At 62.1% G+C, this 18,575-nt stretch carries 19 protein-coding genes and 1 pseudogene; 12 read left to right on the forward strand and 8 right to left on the reverse strand.

Annotation, left to right across the window (positions count from 1 at the left end; all coding sequences use genetic code 11):
* Positions 1 to 110: pseudogene (locus tag V6M39_RS12630) on the reverse strand (WhiB family transcriptional regulator); the annotation flags it as partial.
* Positions 111 to 411: 301 nt separating this feature from the next.
* Between V6M39_RS12630 and V6M39_RS12635 the strand changes: the two are divergent.
* The 4 genes from V6M39_RS12635 (at position 412) to V6M39_RS12650 (ending at position 3,497) form a co-directional block, all read left to right on the forward strand.
* On the forward strand, positions 412 to 1,173 hold the full coding sequence (locus V6M39_RS12635; protein ID WP_332644168.1) for a 2-phospho-L-lactate transferase CofD family protein: 762 nt from the start codon (positions 412 to 414) through the stop codon (positions 1,171 to 1,173).
* Positions 1,170 to 1,832, forward strand: a complete 663-nt coding sequence (locus tag V6M39_RS12640; RefSeq protein WP_332644169.1) for a TIGR03089 family protein — start codon at positions 1,170 to 1,172, stop codon at positions 1,830 to 1,832. Before V6M39_RS12635 ends, V6M39_RS12640 begins: the two co-directional genes overlap by 4 nt.
* Positions 1,833 to 1,906: 74 nt before the next feature.
* Positions 1,907 to 2,761, forward strand: a complete 855-nt coding sequence (locus V6M39_RS12645; protein WP_332644170.1) for an ABC transporter permease — start codon at positions 1,907 to 1,909, stop codon at positions 2,759 to 2,761.
* Positions 2,745 to 3,497 (forward strand): ABC transporter ATP-binding protein, encoded by a 753-nt coding sequence (locus V6M39_RS12650; protein ID WP_332644171.1) that lies wholly within the window; start codon positions 2,745 to 2,747, stop codon positions 3,495 to 3,497. The genes V6M39_RS12645 and V6M39_RS12650 overlap by 17 nt, the downstream gene beginning before the upstream one ends.
* An 8-nt stretch (positions 3,498 to 3,505) precedes the next feature.
* Here the strand turns inward: V6M39_RS12650 and V6M39_RS12655 are convergent, their stop codons facing one another.
* The gene (locus V6M39_RS12655; RefSeq protein WP_332644172.1) at positions 3,506 to 4,819 is read right to left on the reverse strand and encodes an LCP family protein; all 1,314 of its coding nucleotides are present in this window, start codon (positions 4,817 to 4,819) and stop codon (positions 3,506 to 3,508) included.
* 204 nt (positions 4,820 to 5,023) lie between these two features.
* Complete coding sequence (locus V6M39_RS12660; RefSeq protein ID WP_332644173.1) at positions 5,024 to 6,457, reverse strand: LCP family protein; 1,434 nt, start codon at positions 6,455 to 6,457, stop codon at positions 5,024 to 5,026.
* 157 nt (positions 6,458 to 6,614) lie between these two features.
* Between V6M39_RS12660 and V6M39_RS12665 the strand changes: the two genes are divergently transcribed.
* Entirely contained in the window at positions 6,615 to 7,733 is a 1,119-nt protein-coding gene (locus tag V6M39_RS12665) for an LCP family protein (RefSeq protein WP_332644174.1), read from the forward strand.
* A gap of 3 nt (positions 7,734 to 7,736) precedes the next feature.
* On the opposite strand, the gene V6M39_RS12670 is transcribed toward V6M39_RS12665, so the two are convergent.
* Positions 7,737 to 8,564, reverse strand: a complete 828-nt coding sequence (locus V6M39_RS12670) for a bile acid:sodium symporter (RefSeq protein WP_332644175.1) — start codon at positions 8,562 to 8,564, stop codon at positions 7,737 to 7,739.
* 54 nt (positions 8,565 to 8,618) lie between these two features.
* Between V6M39_RS12670 and dapD the strand changes: the two genes are divergently transcribed.
* The 5 genes from dapD (at position 8,619) to V6M39_RS12695 (ending at position 11,631) form a co-directional block, all read left to right on the forward strand.
* On the forward strand, positions 8,619 to 9,554 hold the full coding sequence (gene dapD / locus V6M39_RS12675; protein WP_332644176.1) for a 2,3,4,5-tetrahydropyridine-2,6-dicarboxylate N-succinyltransferase: 936 nt from the start codon (positions 8,619 to 8,621) through the stop codon (positions 9,552 to 9,554).
* Between the two features lie 10 nt (positions 9,555 to 9,564).
* On the forward strand, positions 9,565 to 10,389 hold the full coding sequence (locus V6M39_RS12680) for a hypothetical protein (RefSeq protein ID WP_332644177.1): 825 nt from the start codon (positions 9,565 to 9,567) through the stop codon (positions 10,387 to 10,389).
* A gap of 176 nt (positions 10,390 to 10,565) precedes the next feature.
* Positions 10,566 to 10,718, forward strand: a complete 153-nt coding sequence (locus tag V6M39_RS12685) for a hypothetical protein (protein ID WP_332644178.1) — start codon at positions 10,566 to 10,568, stop codon at positions 10,716 to 10,718.
* 39 nt (positions 10,719 to 10,757) lie between these two features.
* A complete protein-coding gene (locus V6M39_RS12690) occupies positions 10,758 to 10,964 on the forward strand; it encodes a hypothetical protein (protein WP_332644179.1) in 207 nt (68 codons plus the stop codon).
* A 223-nt stretch (positions 10,965 to 11,187) separates the two neighbouring features.
* The gene (locus V6M39_RS12695; protein ID WP_332644180.1) at positions 11,188 to 11,631 is read left to right on the forward strand and encodes a hypothetical protein; all 444 of its coding nucleotides are present in this window, start codon (positions 11,188 to 11,190) and stop codon (positions 11,629 to 11,631) included.
* Positions 11,632 to 11,720: 89 nt separating this feature from the next.
* Here the strand turns inward: V6M39_RS12695 and V6M39_RS12700 are convergent, their stop codons facing one another.
* Both V6M39_RS12700 and V6M39_RS12705 read right to left on the reverse strand, forming a co-directional pair.
* Complete coding sequence (locus tag V6M39_RS12700; protein WP_332644181.1) at positions 11,721 to 11,996, reverse strand: hypothetical protein; 276 nt, start codon at positions 11,994 to 11,996, stop codon at positions 11,721 to 11,723.
* Positions 11,997 to 12,178: 182 nt separating this feature from the next.
* Entirely contained in the window at positions 12,179 to 14,575 is a 2,397-nt protein-coding gene (locus tag V6M39_RS12705; RefSeq protein WP_332644182.1) for a hypothetical protein, read from the reverse strand.
* 384 nt (positions 14,576 to 14,959) lie between these two features.
* On the opposite strand from V6M39_RS12705, the gene V6M39_RS12710 reads away from it, so the two are divergent.
* Together V6M39_RS12710 and V6M39_RS12715 are read left to right on the forward strand one after the other, a co-directional pair.
* Entirely contained in the window at positions 14,960 to 15,328 is a 369-nt protein-coding gene (locus V6M39_RS12710) for a hypothetical protein (protein WP_332644183.1), read from the forward strand.
* 66 nt (positions 15,329 to 15,394) lie between these two features.
* The gene (locus V6M39_RS12715; protein ID WP_332644184.1) at positions 15,395 to 17,092 is read left to right on the forward strand and encodes a hypothetical protein; all 1,698 of its coding nucleotides are present in this window, start codon (positions 15,395 to 15,397) and stop codon (positions 17,090 to 17,092) included.
* 134 nt (positions 17,093 to 17,226) lie between these two features.
* Here the strand turns inward: V6M39_RS12715 and dapC are convergent, their stop codons facing one another.
* Positions 17,227 to 18,333, reverse strand: a complete 1,107-nt coding sequence (gene dapC / locus V6M39_RS12720; RefSeq protein ID WP_332644185.1) for a succinyldiaminopimelate transaminase — start codon at positions 18,331 to 18,333, stop codon at positions 17,227 to 17,229.
* On the reverse strand, positions 18,330 to 18,575 hold a 246-nt coding region (gene fdxA / locus V6M39_RS12725; protein WP_332644186.1), incomplete at its 5' end, for a ferredoxin. The genes dapC and fdxA, both read right to left, overlap by 4 nt.

Here is an 18,575-nt window from a genome sequence, read left to right on the forward strand (position 1 = left end):
CCGCCCTTTTCAGGGAAGAACGCCTCGGGGTCAGTCTGAGCGCAGAGGGCTCGCTCTTGCCACATGAGTTCTTCATCGAGCTCCGGCGGCAGACCCAAATCGAATGACATACTTGAAATTACAAGCCTGCGACTCTCACAAGTCAAGCGGAATGGCAAGATTGGGCAAATTCACGGCGTGTCGCCAGCGAAAAGTCACCGCGGCGCGCGAACGCCATTTCGGGCCAGACACAATGGAATCCGGGCGCTGCTCGTCCCGCCCCCTACTCGCAGAGCTCGTGGGGGGACCCCCAACAGCTCACTCCGCGGCTCGCGCGGACGCTCGCCACGGCCGGCTTGCTCGCTTCGCTCGCTCTTCACGTCACCTCGGGTGCAGTGAAAGTCGGCCGACGAGTACGGGAGACACTTGGGTATGCGCATCACGATCGTTGCTGGCGCCGACGGCGCCCATTTCGTCCACCAGCTCGCCGACCTCCTTAGTGAGGACGATGAGCTCACGGTCGTCGTGCCGATCATTCGCGATCAGTGGCTCACCGGCCTGAAGGTATGTCCCGATCTGGACGCCCTGCTCGGGGTCGATGCAACGCCGACCCACGCAGTGGCCGACGGACTGAACGCTGTCGGCTACTCCCCCGCATGGCACCGACCCACTGACACCAACATCACGAGCCAGCTGATTCGTACGGAGCTGCTCAACACCGGCTACTCGCTGACCGAGGCAACGCAGGCGGAGGCCAAGCGCCGCGGACTGCCCTTCACTCTCCTCCCGATGAGCGACGACCGCGCCGAGCTCCATGCCGTTGTGGCGGAGGACGACGGCGCGCGCGCCATTCACATTTCGGAGTACCTCGCCGCGCCGGCCGATCGCGAGCTCCAAGAGGTCGTGCTCGTGGCTGGCCCATGGTCGGTCGCGGCAGAGACCGCCCAACAGCTCGCGTCAACCGACGTGCTGATCCTCGGCCCATCGAGCCGCACACTCGTGATCGATCCTGTGCTGCGCACCCCTGGTCTGCTTGGTGCCCTCGACGCCGAGATCCCGGTGCTGGTTGTCGAGCACACCGACGACGCACCCGCCGACCTCATCCGGGTGTCTGGACTTGGCCAGCCTGATCCCGGAAAAGCGCGGCCTGTCCCCAACGACGTACGCGCGGCCCTCGAAGCAGCACACGCATGACCGCACTGGACCGGCTGCTTGGCGGTGTCGCCGATCCATCGGTGCCGCTACTCACCTACTACGACATCTCGACCGGCGAGCGCGTTGAGCTCAGCGGTACGACGACGGCCAACTGGGTTGCCAAGACCAGCAACTTCCTGGTGGACGACCTCGATGCAGACTCCTCGTCACGCATCCGTATCGGCATACCGACCCACTGGCTGCGATTCGTCTGGATCCTTTCTGCATGGAATGTCGGCGCCGCGATCGTGGACTCGGCAGCCGACATCGGACTCAGCGGACCAGAGCTCGAGGCCGATGAGCGTCACCGTGTTGCCGCGTCGCTTCGGCCATTGGGCGGACGGTTCATCACTGAACCCGATGGGTTCCTCGACCTCGGCGCGGAAGTGCCAGGGCACGGAGACCACTTCTTCGCCGCCGATCCACCCACCGAAGCAACGGTTGCCGTCGACATTGACGGCGTGCAGCGTACGCACGCCGATCTGCTCACGACCCCGCCCGACAGCCGACGCATCATCGTCGAACCCGGCACCGTAGAGCGCGACGCTGAGCTCATCGTGGCGGCCTGTCTCGGTGGCGGCTCTTTGGTCGTCGTGACCTCCGCCACTCCCGATGATCTGGCACGCGTGGCGCAGCAGGAGTCAGCCCAGATCGCGTAGGCCGATCCACTACACTCAGGATGCCGCGGTCGGGTCTGATCGTCTGGCGAGAACTCACAGTAGGGACCTTCCAGATGCACCTCGCCGATGACGTGGCGCCGGGCGGTCTCACCCGGGTTGGCGCTCGTCCTCCCCTCGTTGCCTACCTCCGTGAGGTGTGGGCTCGTCGGCAGTTCGTCTACTCGCTGGCCAAGTTCCGCATCGAGGCCGAGAACCAGCGCAGCCGGATCGGCATGCTGTGGGTCGTTCTCCAGCCGGTTCTCGAGGGCGCGGTCTACGGAACGGTGTTCGGAATCCTCCTGGCCGGCAGCCGTCCGCCCAACTTCGTCGAGTTCCTCATCATCGGCGTGTTCATGTTCCAGTTCTTCTCGTCGACGTTCGGCGCCGGCGCGAGGTCGATCACGTCCAACATCGCGCTGCTGCAGAGTCTGAGCTTCCCGCGACTGACACTGCCGCTGTCGCTCGTGGTCCAACGACTCCTGCTGTTCATCCCGACCATGGCGATCATGGTGCTCCTGGTGCTGGCGACCGGCAACGCCCCGCACGTCAACTGGTTGCTGATGTTCCCGCTCATCGCGCTCTTCTTCTGCTTCAACGCCGGGCTGACCTTCATCACGGCACGACTGACGGTCCACTTCCGTGACCTCAAGAAGCTGCTGCCCTTCATCACGCGACTGCTGTTCTACACCAGCGGGCTGTTCTTCAGCGTCGAGGAGCGCTTCAAGGACGTGCCTGCGGTCCTCCGCGTTGCCGACTTCCAGCCGATCCACGAGTTCCTCACCCTGGCACGCGGCATCCTGCTCGGCGGCGACGCTTACCAGGTCAAGATGGAGTACTGGATCTACGCATCAGCGTGGTCCTTCGGCCTTCTCGCCATCGGGATCGTCTTCTTCTGGTCAGCTGAGGAGCGCTATGGTCGCGCCGACTGATCGCAAGCCGGTCGTGATCGTCGACGACGTCCACGTCGAGTACAAAGTGCTCGCCACGGGCAAGCGCGCAACCGCTGCAGACAGCGCTCGCAAGCTGATGGAACGATCCCGTCGGATGCGCTCGGTCAAGGCCCTCAAAGGGGTCTCGTTCACGGCGTACGAGAACGACAGCATCGGCATCATCGGCTCCAACGGCTCCGGCAAGTCCACCCTCATGCGTGCCATCAGCGGTGCGACGCCTACATCGCAGGGCTCGATCTACGCCGCCTCGAGGCCGAGCATGCTGGGTGTCGGAGCCGCCCTGATCAAGGACCTCTCGGGTGAGCGCAACATCATCCTCGGCGGACTGGCACTGGGGTTCTCGCTTCGCGAGATCGAGGAGCGGATGGACGACATCGTCGACTTCGCCGGCCTTCGCGAGTTCATCCAGCTGCCGATGCGCACCTACTCCTCAGGCATGACGGCTCGCCTGAAGTTCGCCATCGCCACCGTCCAGGATCACGAGATCCTGATTGTCGACGAGGCCCTGGCCGTCGGCGACCGACAGTTCCGGCGCCGCAGTGAAGCCCGCATCCGTGAGATACGCGACAACGCGGGAACCGTGTTCCTCGTGAGTCACTCAATGCAGTCGATCCGCGACACGTGCAACCGCGTCATCTGGATCAACCGCGGAGAGCTCATGATGGATGGCGATCCCGAAGAAGTGATCGCGGCGTACCTGGACTCCTCCAAGTAGCCGCTCGACTAGCAGGTGGCTGCCAGGTCGTCTGTGGTGTTGGCCGCACGCTGGGTCGGGTCCTTCTTCTTCTTTTCGCCACTTCTCGCAGAAGTCTTCTCGGACTTGTCGATCGCGGTCTGGATCATGGCGTGGATCGCCGGGAAGTTGGGATTGACGGTCGACACGACCGGCGGCACCAGCGAGACGACGCCGATCTTCTCACCGCGTGACTTCAACGCGAGGTCGGCGAACTGACCGAGCTCAACCTCAGGGATGTTGGTGCTCAGCAGCTCCTTGCCGGACGCGGCAATCTTCGTCGCGTTCCTGAGCACCTTCTGCGGGCTGAGCTGATCGAGCATCGCCGCCATGAGGCACTTCTGCCGACCCATTCGGGTGAAGTCGTCGGCGGCGACGCGGCTCCGCGCGTACCAAAGGGCTTCCTGCCCATCGAGATTCTGGCGACCCGGCTCGATGTAGGTCTGCTTGTAGGAGTCGTCGTGACCGAACATCGCGATGCGGGTCTTGACGTCCATCGTGACTCCACCGACCGCGTTGACGAGTCCCTTGAAGCCGTTGAGGTTGACCATCACGAAGTAGTTGATCTTGAGGTTGGTGGCGCCCTCGACCGCATCGATCGTGGCGTCCAGCCCCGGATCGTCGCTGTCGGGATAGAGATCGGTACGGTTCTGCGCGGCCGTGTGCACGGCGTTCAGCAGACAGGTCGGCCCGCAGTTGTAGCCGTACGGGTAGACCTGACGCATCGGCGAGTCCTCGGCGAACGGAACGTTCTGCAGGTTGCGCGGCAGCGAGATCAGGACGGTGCGACCGGTTTCCGCATCGATGCTGGCGATCGTCAGCGAGTCCGGTCGCACACCCACGCGGTCCTTGCGAGCGTCCGAGCCGACCATCAGGATGTTGTAGCGGCCCTTGAGCGGCGGTGTCGTCTCCGTGGCTGTGAAGACCGTCTTGACGGTCTCACGCGAGACCTTGATGAGCTGAGAGGCATAGGCCGTCGAGCCAGCCACGCCGGCGATGATGCCGATGTTGACGATCGTGATGATCGCGGCTCGCCGGAACGGCAGCTTGAACGTGGACCCGAGGCGCCACGCATCGATGAACAAAAGCAGCCACACGACGCCCAGAGAGACCAGAGCGATGCGGGCGATCGCCAGCTTGTCGCTGTTGGTGAAGTAGCCGAGGAACGTGGCTCGGTCGGTGAAGTAGGTGAACGCCAGGAATCCGCCGAGGCCCAGCACGCACACCCACAGGAATTGAGCAGTCCGACCGACAAACCTGCTGCCGACGGCCGACTGAGCCGAACCCGGAAAGACGATCGTCATCAGGCACAACGTCAAGGCGCGACGAAAGCGGACGCGCGGCGAATCCAGGTGGCGGTCCTGATAGCCGCGGCCCAGGAGACTCGCGCGATGCGACATGGTCCCTCACGTATTGGTGGCCGACGAAGCATCCATTATCACTGAAGCAGGTGCCATGTTCGAAATGAATAGGTGTGATCTACGCCCATTCTCAGGTTCCGCCGACGGTCAGCAGGAGGAGTCGAGGTCCGCCGACTGGTTGGCCTTGCGAGGATCATTCGACTCGACGTCGGTCTTCGGGAGCTTGAGCTTCGCCTGCGTCAGACCGACCTTGTGTGTCGCCTTGCCCTCGGACTTGGCGATGGCCTTGTCGATCACCCGGCGGACCTTGTCGAAGTCCGGGCTGCCCGTGTAGATCAGCGGCGGCACCAGCGAAACGGTCGACATCTTCTGCGACTTCGCCTTGAGTGCGAGGTTCATGAACACGTCGAGGTCCTGTTGCGGGATGTTCGTCGTGAGCAGCGCCTTGCCCGACTCTGCAATCTTCTGCACGTTGAGCAGAACCTTCTGCGGGCTGAGCTGCTTGAGCATCGCGTTCATCACGCACTTCTGACGACCCATACGCGACCAGTCGTCGTTCTGCACCCGGCTGCGGGCGTACCAGAGCGTCTCGCCACCATCGAGCTTCTGCGTGCCGGCCTCGATGTAGCCGCGGATCGGGGAACCGATGCCGCCGATTGCCGTACGTTCCTTGACGTTGATCGTCACTCCGCCCACGGCATCGACGAGCTTCGAAAAACCGTGCATGTTGACGAGTGCGTAGTAGTTGAGCTTGAGCCCGGTCGCTTCCTCGACAGCACCCATCGTCGCCTCGAGGCCGGGGTCCTTCGTGTCGAACAGGTCCGCGTGGTCGTTCGCCCAGGTGTTGATCGCGTTGAGGTACTGGCCCTCACCGTTGAACCCGTTGGGGAACTGCTTCGCCATGACCGAACCCTTGGGGAACGGCATGTCCTGCAAGTTGCGGGGAAGGCCGATCAGCACCGTACGGCCGGTGTCCTTGTCGATGCTGGCAATCGTCAGCGAGTCGGGGCGCAGACCGCTTCGGTCCGCGCCGGAGTCGCCGCCCAAGAGGAGCACGTTGTAGCGACCGTCCTCGGGGTCCGACACTGTCTCGGATGCGAACACGGTTCCGATGAATGAGCTCTGCACCGCAACGAGGTGGGCGGCGAAGAACATCGTTCCCGCCGTGATGAAGCACAACGCACTGTTGAGTCCGGTCATCCAGAGGCGATGGTTGCGAGCCATTTCGAGCGGTCGTCCAAGACGCCACGCATCGATGAGCAACGCAACCCAGGCGATGGCGCCCGCCATCAGTACATACCTGCCGAACGTCAGCAGGCGCGTGTCGGTCAGCAGCGAGAACAGTCCCGTACGCGAGGTCATCGACAGCAACAGCACGAAGCCACCGAACGCGAGGAACGTGAGCCAGATGCGAACGCTGATGCGACCGACCTTGCGATTGCCCATCACGAGCTGGGCTGAGCCCGGCATCACGAGGGTCATCGCTGTCAGGGTCAGGGCACGACGAAACTGAATGCGGGCAGAGGTGTCGGCCGGACGGGCATAGGAGCCACCCATCACACTCGAGCGAACGTCAGACATGGTGTCCTCACGTGGGGAAGAAGCTGAGGCGGTACTCAGTATTGCTCCCAACCTTCAAGTCGTGGTTGAAGGCGCGCCGTGAAAGTCTCAGCAATTTCGAAGCCTGTTCCGAGCGAGATCAGTCATGTGCGCCGAGCGGTCCGGTACGGTCATTTGCATGCCAGGTGAGTGGTCCGAGGGAGAGTACGGATGGCTGTACGGCGATGGGAAGACGACCCCTCCCAAAGCGGCTCCTCAGTCCTCAGACCTGCCGCCGCCCAAGCTGCCGCCGCCCGGGTCAGTCCGCTCCCGGCCTGCTGAACGTCCGCCGACACCGCCCAAGAAGAAGCGCAACGGTCGCAAGATCTTCGGTTTCGTTTTGCTTGCCTGGATCGTGTTCCTCGTCGCCGTGCCGGTCTGGGCCTGGGGCAAGATCGGCAAGGTCGACGCCGAACCGAATGGCGCGCGCCCTGCTGAGCAGCCCGGCACGACCTACCTTCTGGTCGGCTCCGACAGTCGCCGTGGGCTCACCAAGGAAGAGCAGAAGGAGCTCACGACCGGCGGAGACAGCGGCGGTCGAGGTCGTACTGACACGATCATGCTGCTTCACACCGGCAGTGGCCCGACGCTGCTGATGTCGCTGCCGCGCGACTCCCTTGTTGACATCAAGGGCTACGGTCGCACCAAGATCAACGCCGCGTACGCATTCGGCGGCGCTCCCCTGCTGGTCCACACGATCGAGCAGAACACCGGCATCCGGGTCGACGACTACGTCGAGGTCGGCTTCGGCGGCCTGGTCAAGGTCGTCGACTCCCTCGGCGGCGTCGAGATCTGCCCCAAGACCGATCTCAAGGACAAGGACTCCGGGCTCGACGTCAAGAAGGGTTGCCAGACTGCTGACGGCAAGACAGCACTCGCCTACTCGCGCAACCGCCACTCGTACGCGACGCAGGACATTCAACGCGTCCAGAGCCAGCGAGAGGTGCTCGGCTCGATCGCCAAGACCGCCAAGTCGCCCTGGACCGTGCTCAACCCGTTCCGCTACATGCGGGTCGCCAGCGGCGCCTCTGGCTCACTGCAGATCGGCGACAACGTCGGCCCTATCTCGCTCGCGAAGTTCGCCCTTGCCCTGTCGGCGGCGATGGGTGGCGAAGGACTCAACTGCACCGTGCCGTTGCGGGACTTTGCCGTGACGTGGGACCCCGAACGGGCCCCCAAGATGTTCAACTACATCAAGGCCGATCGCACCGCCGACATCGGCAGCCTCTGCACCAAGGACGGACTCCCCAAGAAGTAGTGGCTAGCCAACGCGGGCGCGCCGCATGGGAACAAGCGCGAGCAGCGCGCCGACGTACATGACGAACCCGTACGTCAGCACCGTCGTCACGGCCAGATCGGGTGACGTGCTCAAGTTGACCACGAGCAGGGCAAGAGTCAGATTGCGTATCGCCGTGATCATCGACACCGCGGAGCGCTCGCTCGGTCCGTCAAGGCGCGGGAGCCCATACGCAGCCAGCGTCACAGTCACGAGCAGGACAATCACGGGAAGCGTCGCAGCTGGCAGATCTGCAATGTTGCCAATCGTTGTGACAGCGAACCAGAGGATGATCCCCAGCAGGAGCAGATCGGCGATCCTGCCGGCGATCACATGCACGCGATCGGCGGTTCGTGGGCGCTGCCGGCGCATGATCATCCCGACCGCGAACGGTACGACCTGTGCAACGAGCAGTACGGCGACCAAGCTCGCAGCTCGTTCAAGGTCGAATGCCGAATCCGACGACAGCACCAACATCCACAAAGGCACTGCGGCGAGGGCCAGGAGCGCCAGCATCGCCTGAAGGGAAACGGCAAGGGCGAGCGATCCACCCGCATGTCGTACGAGTAACGGACCGGAGCTGCCGCCAGATGCGGCCGCAGACACCACAATCCCGAGCGCCACCGGTGCTGGGAAGTCGATCAGCGAAACGGCGGCCGCGGCGACTGCCGGTACGGCGACGACATTCGCGACGACGGCGACGACCAAGGAGGCCGGTCGCCGCGTCAGCTCCACGAACGAATCCGTCGTCAGGTTGGCGCCGATGGCCAGCATCGAGGTCACCAGAAGTACGACGAGGACGACGGAGGTCATGCGGAGCAACCTAGGCCATCCCTGTGTTCACGGACGCCCCGATAGATTGGAGCAATGAGCACAGCCAACGCATACGCCTACGGAGTTGCCACTCTGACGCCTGACGGCACTGTGCTTGACGTCTGGTACCCGTCCCCCCAGCTTGGTTCCGTGCCTGAGGGCGCCTCCGAACCAACCGAGCTGACCGCGCTGGCTGGCACCGACCCGATCCGCGACGTCGTCAAAGCTGTGGTCCTGACCGAAATCGCGGATCTCCAGGCACCGCCCACGGATGCGTACGATGCCTACCTCCGCCTGCACTTGCTGTCACACCGCCTGGTGAAGCCACACGGGCAGAACCTCGACGGTCTGTTCGGCGTGCTCACCAACGTGGTCTGGACGTCGATTGGGCCGTGTGCGGTCGACGGCTTCGAGGCGACCCGTGCGCGTGCACGTGCCGCCGGTCTGCACGTGCAGGTCACCAGCGTCGACAAGTTCCCCCGCATGACCGACTACGTCGTACCGAGCGGCGTACGCATAGGTGACGCTGATCGCGTACGTCTCGGCGCTCACCTTGCCGAGGGCACCACCGTGATGCATGAAGGGTTCGTCAACTTCAACGCTGGCACGCTCGGCACCGCGATGGTCGAAGGACGGATCTCCGCTGGCGTCACTGTCGGCAACGGATCCGACGTCGGTGGTGGCGCCTCGATCATGGGCACGCTTTCGGGTGGCGGCAAGGAAGTCATCCGCGTCGGCGAGAACTCGCTGATCGGCGCCAATGCCGGCATCGGCATCTCCCTGGGCAACGACTGTGTCGTCGCGGCCGGCACCTACGTCACGGCTGGGTCCAAAGTCACGATGCCCGACGGTTCGACCGTCAAGGCCGCCGAGCTGTCGGGACAGGACGGCATCCTCTTCCTCACCAACAGCCAGACTGGTGCAATCGAGGCGCGGCCTCGCGGAGAACGTACGGGCATCGAGCTCAACTCCGCCCTGCACGCCAACTAGTGAGCCGCCAATGAAGTTGCGCTGGTTTGTTGTATTTGGGCTTCTTGCCGCAGGCATTCTCGTCGCCACCGGACTCCGCGATCGTGAGCCGTTGCGCAGCGAGTACTGCGTCGCGAAGGTCGGCGACTTTCGAGCCCAGGTCGACCTGGAGCAAGGTCGATGGGCAAGCCTGATGGCGGCCATCGCCCAGGAGCGTGGGCTGTCGCCGAGGGCCACGACGATCGCGATCGCGACGGCCTTCCAGGAGTCGAAGATCCACAACATCGACTACGGCGACCGCGACTCGATCGGTCTGTTCCAGCAGCGCCCGTCACAGGGCTGGGGCACGGTGGACCAGATCATGAATCCCCACTACGCGATCGGCAGGTTCTACAGCGCTCTGGCGAAGGTCGACGGCTACGAGTCGATGGTGATCACCGAGGCCGCACAGCGGGTGCAGCGCTCGGGCTTCCCCACCGCGTACGCACAACACGAGCCGGAAGCCCGGGCCCTCGCGTCGGCACTGCGCGGTTACAGCCCCGCGGCGTTCACCTGCCAGATCAATCCCAAGGGCAACAGCAGCACGGAGGTTGTCGTCGAGGACGTACAGCGGGCCTTTGGCAAGATCGAGTCAGGTCAGGACCGCGACAACGCACGCTTCCCGCTGACGGGCAAGCCAGCAGACGTGAAGGCGCGCGGTTGGGCCATCGCGCACTACCTCGTCGGCAATGCGTCACACCTGGGCATCACCACGGTGAAGTTCGAGACGAAGCAGTGGAACGCTGATCGCTCCGACCGGGGCTGGACGACGACAGACAGCGCCGATCCTGACATCGTGCGGGTTTCGACCAACTAGGTGTACCTGGCAACTAGGGCTGGCGGGCAAAACCCGCGCAGTCGATCCGGGCGGAATCCGGGCCCGGCTGCCAAGGCCGAAGTTGTACCAGGGTTGTCTGGTGAGGAACCATAACCTGGTGATGACACCGCCAAATGGCTTCGCCTCGATCGACCAGTCGCCCGAGCTGACTGGCCATGCGGCAACAGGGCAACGCACAGTTGACCGAGAAGTTCCCTCAGTGGGCAGCTTCGCGCGGCACCTCCTCGAACTACGAAGACAAGGTGATCGACAGCCGGCGCGTTGTTGCTGCCGACAAGCAGTTGCTCAGTGATCCTGGACGCCCTTAGATCAAGCTCATCAGCGAGTACCTGACGGTGCGTGATGCCGTGAAGGCCGCGCTGAAGGTGCGCCTCGCAAACGGCGGTAGCGGATCAGTAACGGCCAAGGCCAACGCCGACATCGTGGCGCTGTTCTCCTCGTACGTCCACGGACTCAATGAGAGCAGCACGGTCTTCTCGAACTATGTGATGACTGGCCTCGTCGAGTGCGACCCCCTATACATGCCTGAACTTGCGGAGGTTGTCCCGCAGTAGTCTCCGATGCTCGGATCCGTGAAACACGGATTCAGAATTGCAAGTGGCAACGTTGCCTACGCCAGGGCTGCAAACGTCTCCACTGTTCTCACGGAGGCTTGCACAGTGCGAGATCGTCGACCATTCGAACGAAGAATCCCGCTGGCGCAGCGTTCAGGGTCACTCGGTGGAATTGCGCGATTCCGACCAACCCCGTTGGCAAGACGTCCGTTACTCTCGAGCGGTGCCGTTCGGGATAATGATGCTGCCTATTGTCGGGCTCCTCCTGGTGCTGCCTGTCCTGATCGGGCGCAAGGTCGGGCGACTGCGAATTGTTCTACCGCTAGCGGCATCAGCAACTGCCGTAGCCATGTACTTCGCTTGGATGAGCGTTGGCGAACGCGAGGTTCTTGAAGAACTAGTCTCGGCGGATGGCAACACCATTGTCCTCGCCTACAGCGGAAGCGCTTGTGAAGACCAGCGCTCAGTGTCAGTGGAGGAAAGCAGCAAGAGTGTACGCGTGACAGTTACGACGCGTTCCTTTGCCTTTGGCTGTAGTGATGTTGGAATGTTCTATCGGGTCACTGTGAAGCTCGACCAGCCGCTGGGTTCTCGGGGCGTGGTCAACGCAGGGTGCACCAGCGAACATATTGGGTGCACCAAAATTTTGCGTCTTGACTCAGACTGAATTCGATGTCTCGGATTTGGAACCCGCGAACGCTCCCGACCCGGGTCTGCCAGCGCCGTCGATTAATTACTGCCCGGCCCGACCACCGGTCATTCGAGCCGATCCATGACAGAAATCTCGGCGCTCACGCAATCCGTGGGCACATCCGGCAGTCCGGGGAAAGTTGCCGGATCGACAGTGCCGCCAGCACCCTTCACAAAGTCTCCTGCTGACACTCGGGTTCCCTGAATGGATAGCTGGAGCGGATTCGATTTGATGACTTCGGTCCCGTTCGGCCAGACCACAAGGTATTCGACGGCCCCTACAGACAGCCCGACACAGCCAGATTGCAGTTCGACGAGGTTTCCTTGCACGATCGCGTCCATGCCTTCGGAACTTCGCCTGCCTAGCAGAATGTACTTGCCCGATGCATACTCCAATGTCGTCTGCGCGGAAGTTTCATCGCCTCCCTGGGACACGGCCTTCTGACCGTCTGACGTACATCCAAGGCAGGCGGTGACAATGAGCGCAGAAGTCGCAAGAGCCCGGGCGCTTCGGCCCGCTGTTCTCACTTGCTTAGCTTCACTGAGACGTCGAGAAGCGTGTTGTAGATGGGTGTGAACTGGTCGCGCTTTGCACCACCGATCCAGTCGTAGCCAGAATGCACTCCGTACGCCCTTCCTCCGGAATACCAAGGACCGCCGCTGTTACCTCCAGACGATCGACGGTGCTTCATCGCTACGAGGTTGCAGAATGAACCTCGACACGTCAGAACGTCCTTGACCTCGTCACAAGTCTGCTTATCATTTCCGCGCCCAAAGTGGCACAAGGTCTGGTTCGCCGAGGGGGTGCCGAGGCCGGTGATCCGCCGATACTTGCCGACCGCGTAATAGAACGTTTGGCCGATACCCTCAGACCCGCGCATGTACTGAATGTCGCCATGATTCGCTGGCAGCTTGCGGACGTAAGTCAGCGAGTTCCGTCCGCTGTACCAAATGTTGTTATCGCAATGCGCGGCCGTAATCAGGCCGCCACTGCTGGAACCCCCAGTCTCCAGCACCGGGAAGGCCGAGGTGCAGGTCATGATGTTCGTCCCGTACACCGTCAGGATCGCACCGCCTCGGATCCAGTCTTCTCCGGACTGCCCCTCGTCGACAGAAGTCGTAATCTCCACCTCGGGAACTGGAGTAGGCTCCAGGCTGTCTTGCACCTCCTCGCTCACGGAGTCGGAAGCTGCGGCCGAGTCGAATCCCGCATCTGGGTTGATTACCGTTGAGCGAATGACTCCCGCAGCGCGATCAAAATGGGAGTTGACGTCGGTCGTTCCCGCTTGGGCAATCACGGCGTTATGGGCGGTTTCGAGAATGTTGCCGAGTTGGGCCTGAGAGTGGTCCATTCCGCCATTGAGAGTGATCGGCACGGGGCTGCCCGCCACAATCGTATTCACGTCTGAGGGTACTGCGCCCTTGAATGTGATCGTTCCGCCTACAGGCCCACTGGTGTTGATAGACGCTCCCGCGAAGGTCGTTGGATGGGCTGCTTGCACTTCACCCGCAATGTCAGAGAATGCGTTTTGCCAGCCGTATTTGTCGACTGCAGCCTGCAAACTGATCCCTTCGTCAGCAGCGATCACTCTCATGTCCTCGAGAATGGATTCATCCACTCCGTACGAGGTCATTGCAGGCAACTCCGGCTCGTCGTTGGGCGCACTAAACCAGCCTTGACCATCCAGGATTACATCGACAGAACCCCCACTGAGGTTTTGAACAATCACGCTGCCCTCATCGGATAGTTCTACAACCGAGGTGGAAATGACGTCGCGGTCATAGGGAGCCGTGAACGCAAGGTTTGTAGAAGCAGGCGGCGCCTGATCGGCGTTGTAGATCCTGACCGACCCCGTCGCGTGCCAGTTGAGTGCCAGGACGGACACAACAACCGAACCCACATTGTCATCGTTCGGCACGCCGCCGTGTCCCGCGACCGGAACTTCAACAGAGCCGTTTGCAGGGATCGGGACGGTGCTTCGTGAGTCGAAAATACGGTCCTGCGTTAGTGGGGTGAAGCTACCTCCGCTCTCCGGATCAGGTGTGAAATAGCCCTGCACGTCGATGATTAAATGCGCAGTGTCGGAGATAGATCCATTCAGGACGATCTTGATCTTGCCGTCTGTGCCGAGCTTCATCGACAAGCCCGTGTCGTTGAACTCGTTCGTCACAAAGTTGATCGAGTACGAGCTGTTCACAGTCGCGTTAGACGCCAAGATCTTGGCGGCACCGCTGTAATTAGAATCGAACACCCTCACGTTGCCGAAGACGGCGGTTGCATCAGCAGGAATGTCGCCAACGCCTCCTACCTGGAACTGCGTGGTCGTACCGCCCTTGAACTTTGCAAGAGGAACACCGATGCCCGCATAGCTGGACAGGATGCGCGAAGGAGTGATCGGCACGAATCCGCCCGGCGAGCCCTCGCCGCTGACATTGGTGAAGTAACCCTGAACGTCAACGTTCAACTCTGTGCTGCCATAAGAGTTGTAGAAGGCGACCTTGCCGTTGCTGCCTGGCTTGACGATGACTGTGTTGGAATCCCATCCATCGTTCGCGTCGATCTTCAGGAAAGATCCGCCACGCGTGGTTCCGTCTGGGTACGCGTAAACAGCAGCGCCCGCATTCGAACTGCCGGCGACGTCGAGCACGACGGCACCGACGCCCGTGCTTGGCACACCGCCAACGCCGAGAACGTTGATCGACCGCACCCCTCCTGATGAGATCGGAGTAGCGGAAGTGTTTGTTCCGGCCATGGTGTCAGCGATGCGGGTAGGCGTGACGGGAACGAAGACACCACCAGAGTCTTCGCCGACCGCCACGGCCTTCGTCGCCGTTGTGGCAGCAAGCAAACTCACGACCAGCGCCAGGGCTGCGAAGAGAAAGACGGTGGAGCTGTGGCGCCGATTTGCGAGTGTTGACATGTCACGATCCAGTCAAGTCGAGGTGTGACGCACCACGCTCGCATGAACGGGGTTCACCGTCTCAGAAACGCGCAAATTGGTTGCTGCAGGCAACTAATCGGCGGTGACGAGTTGTTTCTCCTCGTCTGCGAATCGATCAGCGAAGATGCGTCCAAGCTCAAGCCAGTCGGAGATGGATGCGCGCTCGTCTGCGTGATGTTCGAGGCAAGCCATGGCAGTCCACCCCTGCAACCTCACGTAGGGGTAGCACCAGCGATCACGTTCCCAAGCGGCTCGAGCGCCTTGGCGGCGCTCTGACTTGCCGATTCCGATCCAGATGAGATTGCCCGGGTCATGTCCCTTGATGCTCGGAAACTTCGAAGCAGGTCCCCACCTTCGCCAAGCGTGGTTGAACGCGAATTCCTGCGTCATTTTGGCGCTGGTGACGGCTTCCACGCCGTTCGCCAGGACGCCGAGAGCCAGTCCTTCAACGACGTGTTTGATCTGCTGATCCTTGGTGTACGTCATGCCCTCAACCTAGGCGCGAGTCCCGACACTTGTCCGTGGCCGGCAGTACGTTCAGATCCCCAAACACAGGAGACTGAAATGGAAATGTGGACACACGCGCTGGACGAAATTCATGCGATCGAACGCGAAGACGTGTTGACGGTAGATCAACGAATCAGGGTCGTCGAGATCAAAGCGCTTCTTTCAATCGGCCAGGAGCTTTCATTGATCCACCATCAGGGAATCAATCCAGAATTCACCGCCTAGCAAGGGTGCCATTACCAACCCGGCGAGCCAGCGTCCAGTCAGTCCGCCTCGCACTACGCTGATGAGATGGAGCGGACCGATCTGGATTGGATCAGCGCCCGAGACGCGTATCGAACCGCCCCGTGGAACCGATTCGCGAACTTTCGGCTGTGGGATGGCTACTGGTTCGAAGGCGACGACGAGGTTGTGCTGCACTACAAGCCGAATGCGAACATGGCCCCGCGGACGCAATTCGATCTCATACCTGCGAAGAACCTCCACCTTGCGCTTCATCCTCGGTCGAGCGCGGATGCTGCCGCTCGGACTCAAATAGACGGACCGAAGTTTGGGGCCCATCTCGAGCATCTCCGGATAACTACTGGAAACCTGCAAGGCGACGTAGCACTCGCTCTTTCCAGTGCACCAAACCTTGAGCGGCTCTCCATCGAGGGCGCTTGGGCGCCAGATGTTCCGGGAAGTGAACATAGCTTGCAATTGGTGGCGCCTCACGTGAAGAAAGTGACGATCCGCACCGCGAGCGTGATCGTGACTCGCCATACGGCGAACATCAATTCAGTTGAGATGGCGAATTCGCTGCTGCAGTCTGCGAACAAGGCGCCGATCGAGTTGCTGGGGATTCGTGGGCGCTGTGAAGTGCGGCTCGACAACGAGTACGCCGGGACACTTCTGATGCACGACGGGAGCAGGATCGCAGCCCCACCAAAGAGCCGCAAAGCTGGTTTGTACACAGACAACCTGGTCTCCGGGGAGGGGACCAAAGGTTGGGCACTCGCAAAGGGATCCCACCTCGATATCTACGAGATTTCTGATTCGTACATCAGGCCAGATGCCCAGACGAAACTCAGACTCATTTCGGTGGCAAGAAGAGTTGCTGTGCAAGGTCCGTCAGAGGTGATCATCGAGGGGGTCGCGGAAGACCTCGCCTTCTTGCCAAAAATTCTGCCGAAAACAAAGTCGCGATACAACCCGACCCAACTTCGACTTGAGACTGGGGCCATCGTCCAGAATGTCAAAGGAGCGATTCGGCTCGTCTCTGCACGAAACGCTCAAATCATTGGCAACGACGCTGAGGGATTGGAGATCGACTCCATCGACAACCTCGAAGAGGATGCGAATTCGATCGATGGCCTGGTGCTCCGCAACTTCCGCACGCCGGTAACGCTTAAGGGACTTCAGTCCATCGCTGCAATCACCGCTGGGGCCGCCGTGGCTGTTCCAGTGCTACATCCGGAGTTGCCCGGACAGAGCCCCAAACTCGAGAGGGCGAGGGCTCTTGAAGACGGAAGAGCAGGGTCCCATCTAAGAGCCGACTACGCCGCCGCGATCGCACGCCTGGGTGGGACGAAGGGGGCGCCAGGCTCAGTTCGAACAAAGCTCAACTGGCTGGACTATCGAATGCGCCAGCGCACGGCGAAAGGCAAGACTGAAAAGATCACGCTCTGGCTGTACAGCTTCCTCGGTTACGGCGAGCGCCCTGGACGACCGCTCGCACTGGCCGGCGCGACTGCCGCAATCTGTTGCGTCGTCGGATTGATCGACTCGCCGCGAGAGTGGGACGTGTCGCCTTCCGGCACATGGAACGTATTCACCTACTTCATGGAATGGCTTGCCTCTCCACTTCATGTCTTCCGGCTCGACCGCGATGAACTACCTCTCGGTTCTAGTGGCTGGGCGTTCGCGGGCCGCGTAGCGGTAGCAGTTCCTGCGATAACTGGATTCTTGGCGTTGCGCAAGTACGTGAAACGGACCGACTCCACCGAATAGATGCAACGAGGCTCGTAACTACGGGTCTCGCAGCATGTCATCTCGCAATGAACCGTCGGCATACTTTGTGAAGGTCGAACGCAGGAAGCCGGGACGCGGGGCGTTGGTCGGCGCGCGGGTTTGCCAGCCACGTACTAGCTGGCGAGGCGCTTCACGGCTGCGGCGATGCGTTCGTCCTTCGCCATGAACGACAGGCGTACGTAGTCGGCGCCGGCAGCACCGTAGAAGTCACCGGGTGCGGCGATGATCCCGCGCTCGGCCAGCCAGTCGATCGTCTTGCGACCGTTCTCTCCGCGCGTCACCCAGAGGAACAGCGAACCCTCGGAGTGCTCGACCGTGAAGCCAGCCTCCTCGACGGCCTTGCGCAGCTCAAAGCGCCGGAGGGCGTATGCCTTGCGCTGGATCTTGACGTGCTCGTCATCGCCCAGCGCAGCAGCCATCGCTGCCTGGATCGGGGTCGGCACCATCGCGCCCATGTGCTTGCGAACCTCGAGCAGCTCCGTGATGATCGCCTGGTCGCCAGCGACGAACGCATCTCGATAGCCCGCAAGATTGGAACGCTTCGACAGCGAGTGCACCGCAAGAATCCCGTCGAACGAGCCACCACAGACGTCGGGGTGGAGCACCGAGTAAGGGGTGTCCTCCCAGGCGAACTCGAGATAGCACTCGTCGGACACGACCAGGGTGCCGCGCTCGCGCGCCCACTCCACGACCTTGCGGAGGTGGTCGATGCCGAGAATCTTGCCGGTCGGGTTGCCCGGAGAGTTGATGTAGAAGATTGCGGGTGCCTGTGGCCCCACGGCGACGGTCGAGTCGGTCGCCAGGACATCGCAGCCGGCGAACCGGGCGCCGACCTCGTACGTGGGGTAGGCCAGCGCGGGTACGACCACGAGGTCACCAGCTCCGAATCCGAGCTGGGCGGGCAACGTGGCGATGAGCTCCTTCGAGCCCATCGTCGGCAGCACCTGAGAGGCCTTCAGGCCGGTGACCTCAAAGCGTCGCTCGAGCCAGTCGACGGCAGCCTGTCGAAGCGACTCGGGGCCGTACGTCGTCGGATAGCCGGGCGCATTGGCTGCAGCCCGAAGTGCATCCTGGGCTACTGCGGGGGTGTCGTCGACCGGAGTGCCGATCGACAGGTCGACCAACCCATCGGGGTGGGACTCAGCGCGCGCCTTGGCGTCAGCGATCGTGTCCCAGGGAAAGTCCGGGAATCGCGCGGAAACCGCCGCAGCGGGAATCACTCGTCGTGTTCCTGCGGTGGCAGCGCTTCGATGATCGGGTGATCCTTGTCGATCTTGCCGAGCTTGGCAGCGCCGCCGGGCGAACCCAGATCGTTGAAGAAGTCGACGTTGGCGGTGTAGTAGTCCTTCCACTCCGCCGGGGTGTCGTCCTCGTAGAAGATGGCCTCGACGGGGCACACCGGCTCACACGCACCGCAGTCGACGCATTCGTCGGGGTGGATGTAGAGCATGCGGTTGCCCTC

Source organism: Aeromicrobium sp. (assembly GCF_036675695.1).
Classification (GTDB): domain Bacteria; phylum Actinomycetota; class Actinomycetes; order Propionibacteriales; family Nocardioidaceae; genus Aeromicrobium.

What these genes read in the sequence shown, in the direction of transcription:
- V6M39_RS12635 (WP_332644168.1), top strand. Translation starts at nt 412, where the DNA reads ATGCGCATCACGATCGTTGCTGGCGCCGACGGCGCCCATTTCGTCCAC.
- V6M39_RS12640 (WP_332644169.1), top strand. Translation starts at nt 1,170, where the DNA reads ATGACCGCACTGGACCGGCTGCTTGGCGGTGTCGCCGATCCATCGGTG.
- V6M39_RS12645 (WP_332644170.1), top strand. Translation starts at nt 1,907, where the DNA reads ATGCACCTCGCCGATGACGTGGCGCCGGGCGGTCTCACCCGGGTTGGC.
- V6M39_RS12650 (WP_332644171.1), top strand. Translation starts at nt 2,745, where the DNA reads ATGGTCGCGCCGACTGATCGCAAGCCGGTCGTGATCGTCGACGACGTC.
- V6M39_RS12655 (WP_332644172.1), bottom strand. Translation starts at nt 4,819, where the DNA reads ATGACGATCGTCTTTCCGGGTTCGGCTCAGTCGGCCGTCGGCAGCAGG.
- V6M39_RS12660 (WP_332644173.1), bottom strand. Translation starts at nt 6,457, where the DNA reads ATGTCTGACGTTCGCTCGAGTGTGATGGGTGGCTCCTATGCCCGTCCG.
- V6M39_RS12665 (WP_332644174.1), top strand. Translation starts at nt 6,615, where the DNA reads ATGCCAGGTGAGTGGTCCGAGGGAGAGTACGGATGGCTGTACGGCGAT.
- V6M39_RS12670 (WP_332644175.1), bottom strand. Translation starts at nt 8,564, where the DNA reads ATGACCTCCGTCGTCCTCGTCGTACTTCTGGTGACCTCGATGCTGGCC.
- dapD (WP_332644176.1), top strand. Translation starts at nt 8,619, where the DNA reads ATGAGCACAGCCAACGCATACGCCTACGGAGTTGCCACTCTGACGCCT.
- V6M39_RS12680 (WP_332644177.1), top strand. Translation starts at nt 9,565, where the DNA reads ATGAAGTTGCGCTGGTTTGTTGTATTTGGGCTTCTTGCCGCAGGCATT.
- V6M39_RS12685 (WP_332644178.1), top strand. Translation starts at nt 10,566, where the DNA reads ATGCGGCAACAGGGCAACGCACAGTTGACCGAGAAGTTCCCTCAGTGG.
- V6M39_RS12700 (WP_332644181.1), bottom strand. Translation starts at nt 11,996, where the DNA reads ATGGACGCGATCGTGCAAGGAAACCTCGTCGAACTGCAATCTGGCTGT.
- V6M39_RS12705 (WP_332644182.1), bottom strand. Translation starts at nt 14,575, where the DNA reads ATGTCAACACTCGCAAATCGGCGCCACAGCTCCACCGTCTTTCTCTTC.
- V6M39_RS12715 (WP_332644184.1), top strand. Translation starts at nt 15,395, where the DNA reads ATGGAGCGGACCGATCTGGATTGGATCAGCGCCCGAGACGCGTATCGA.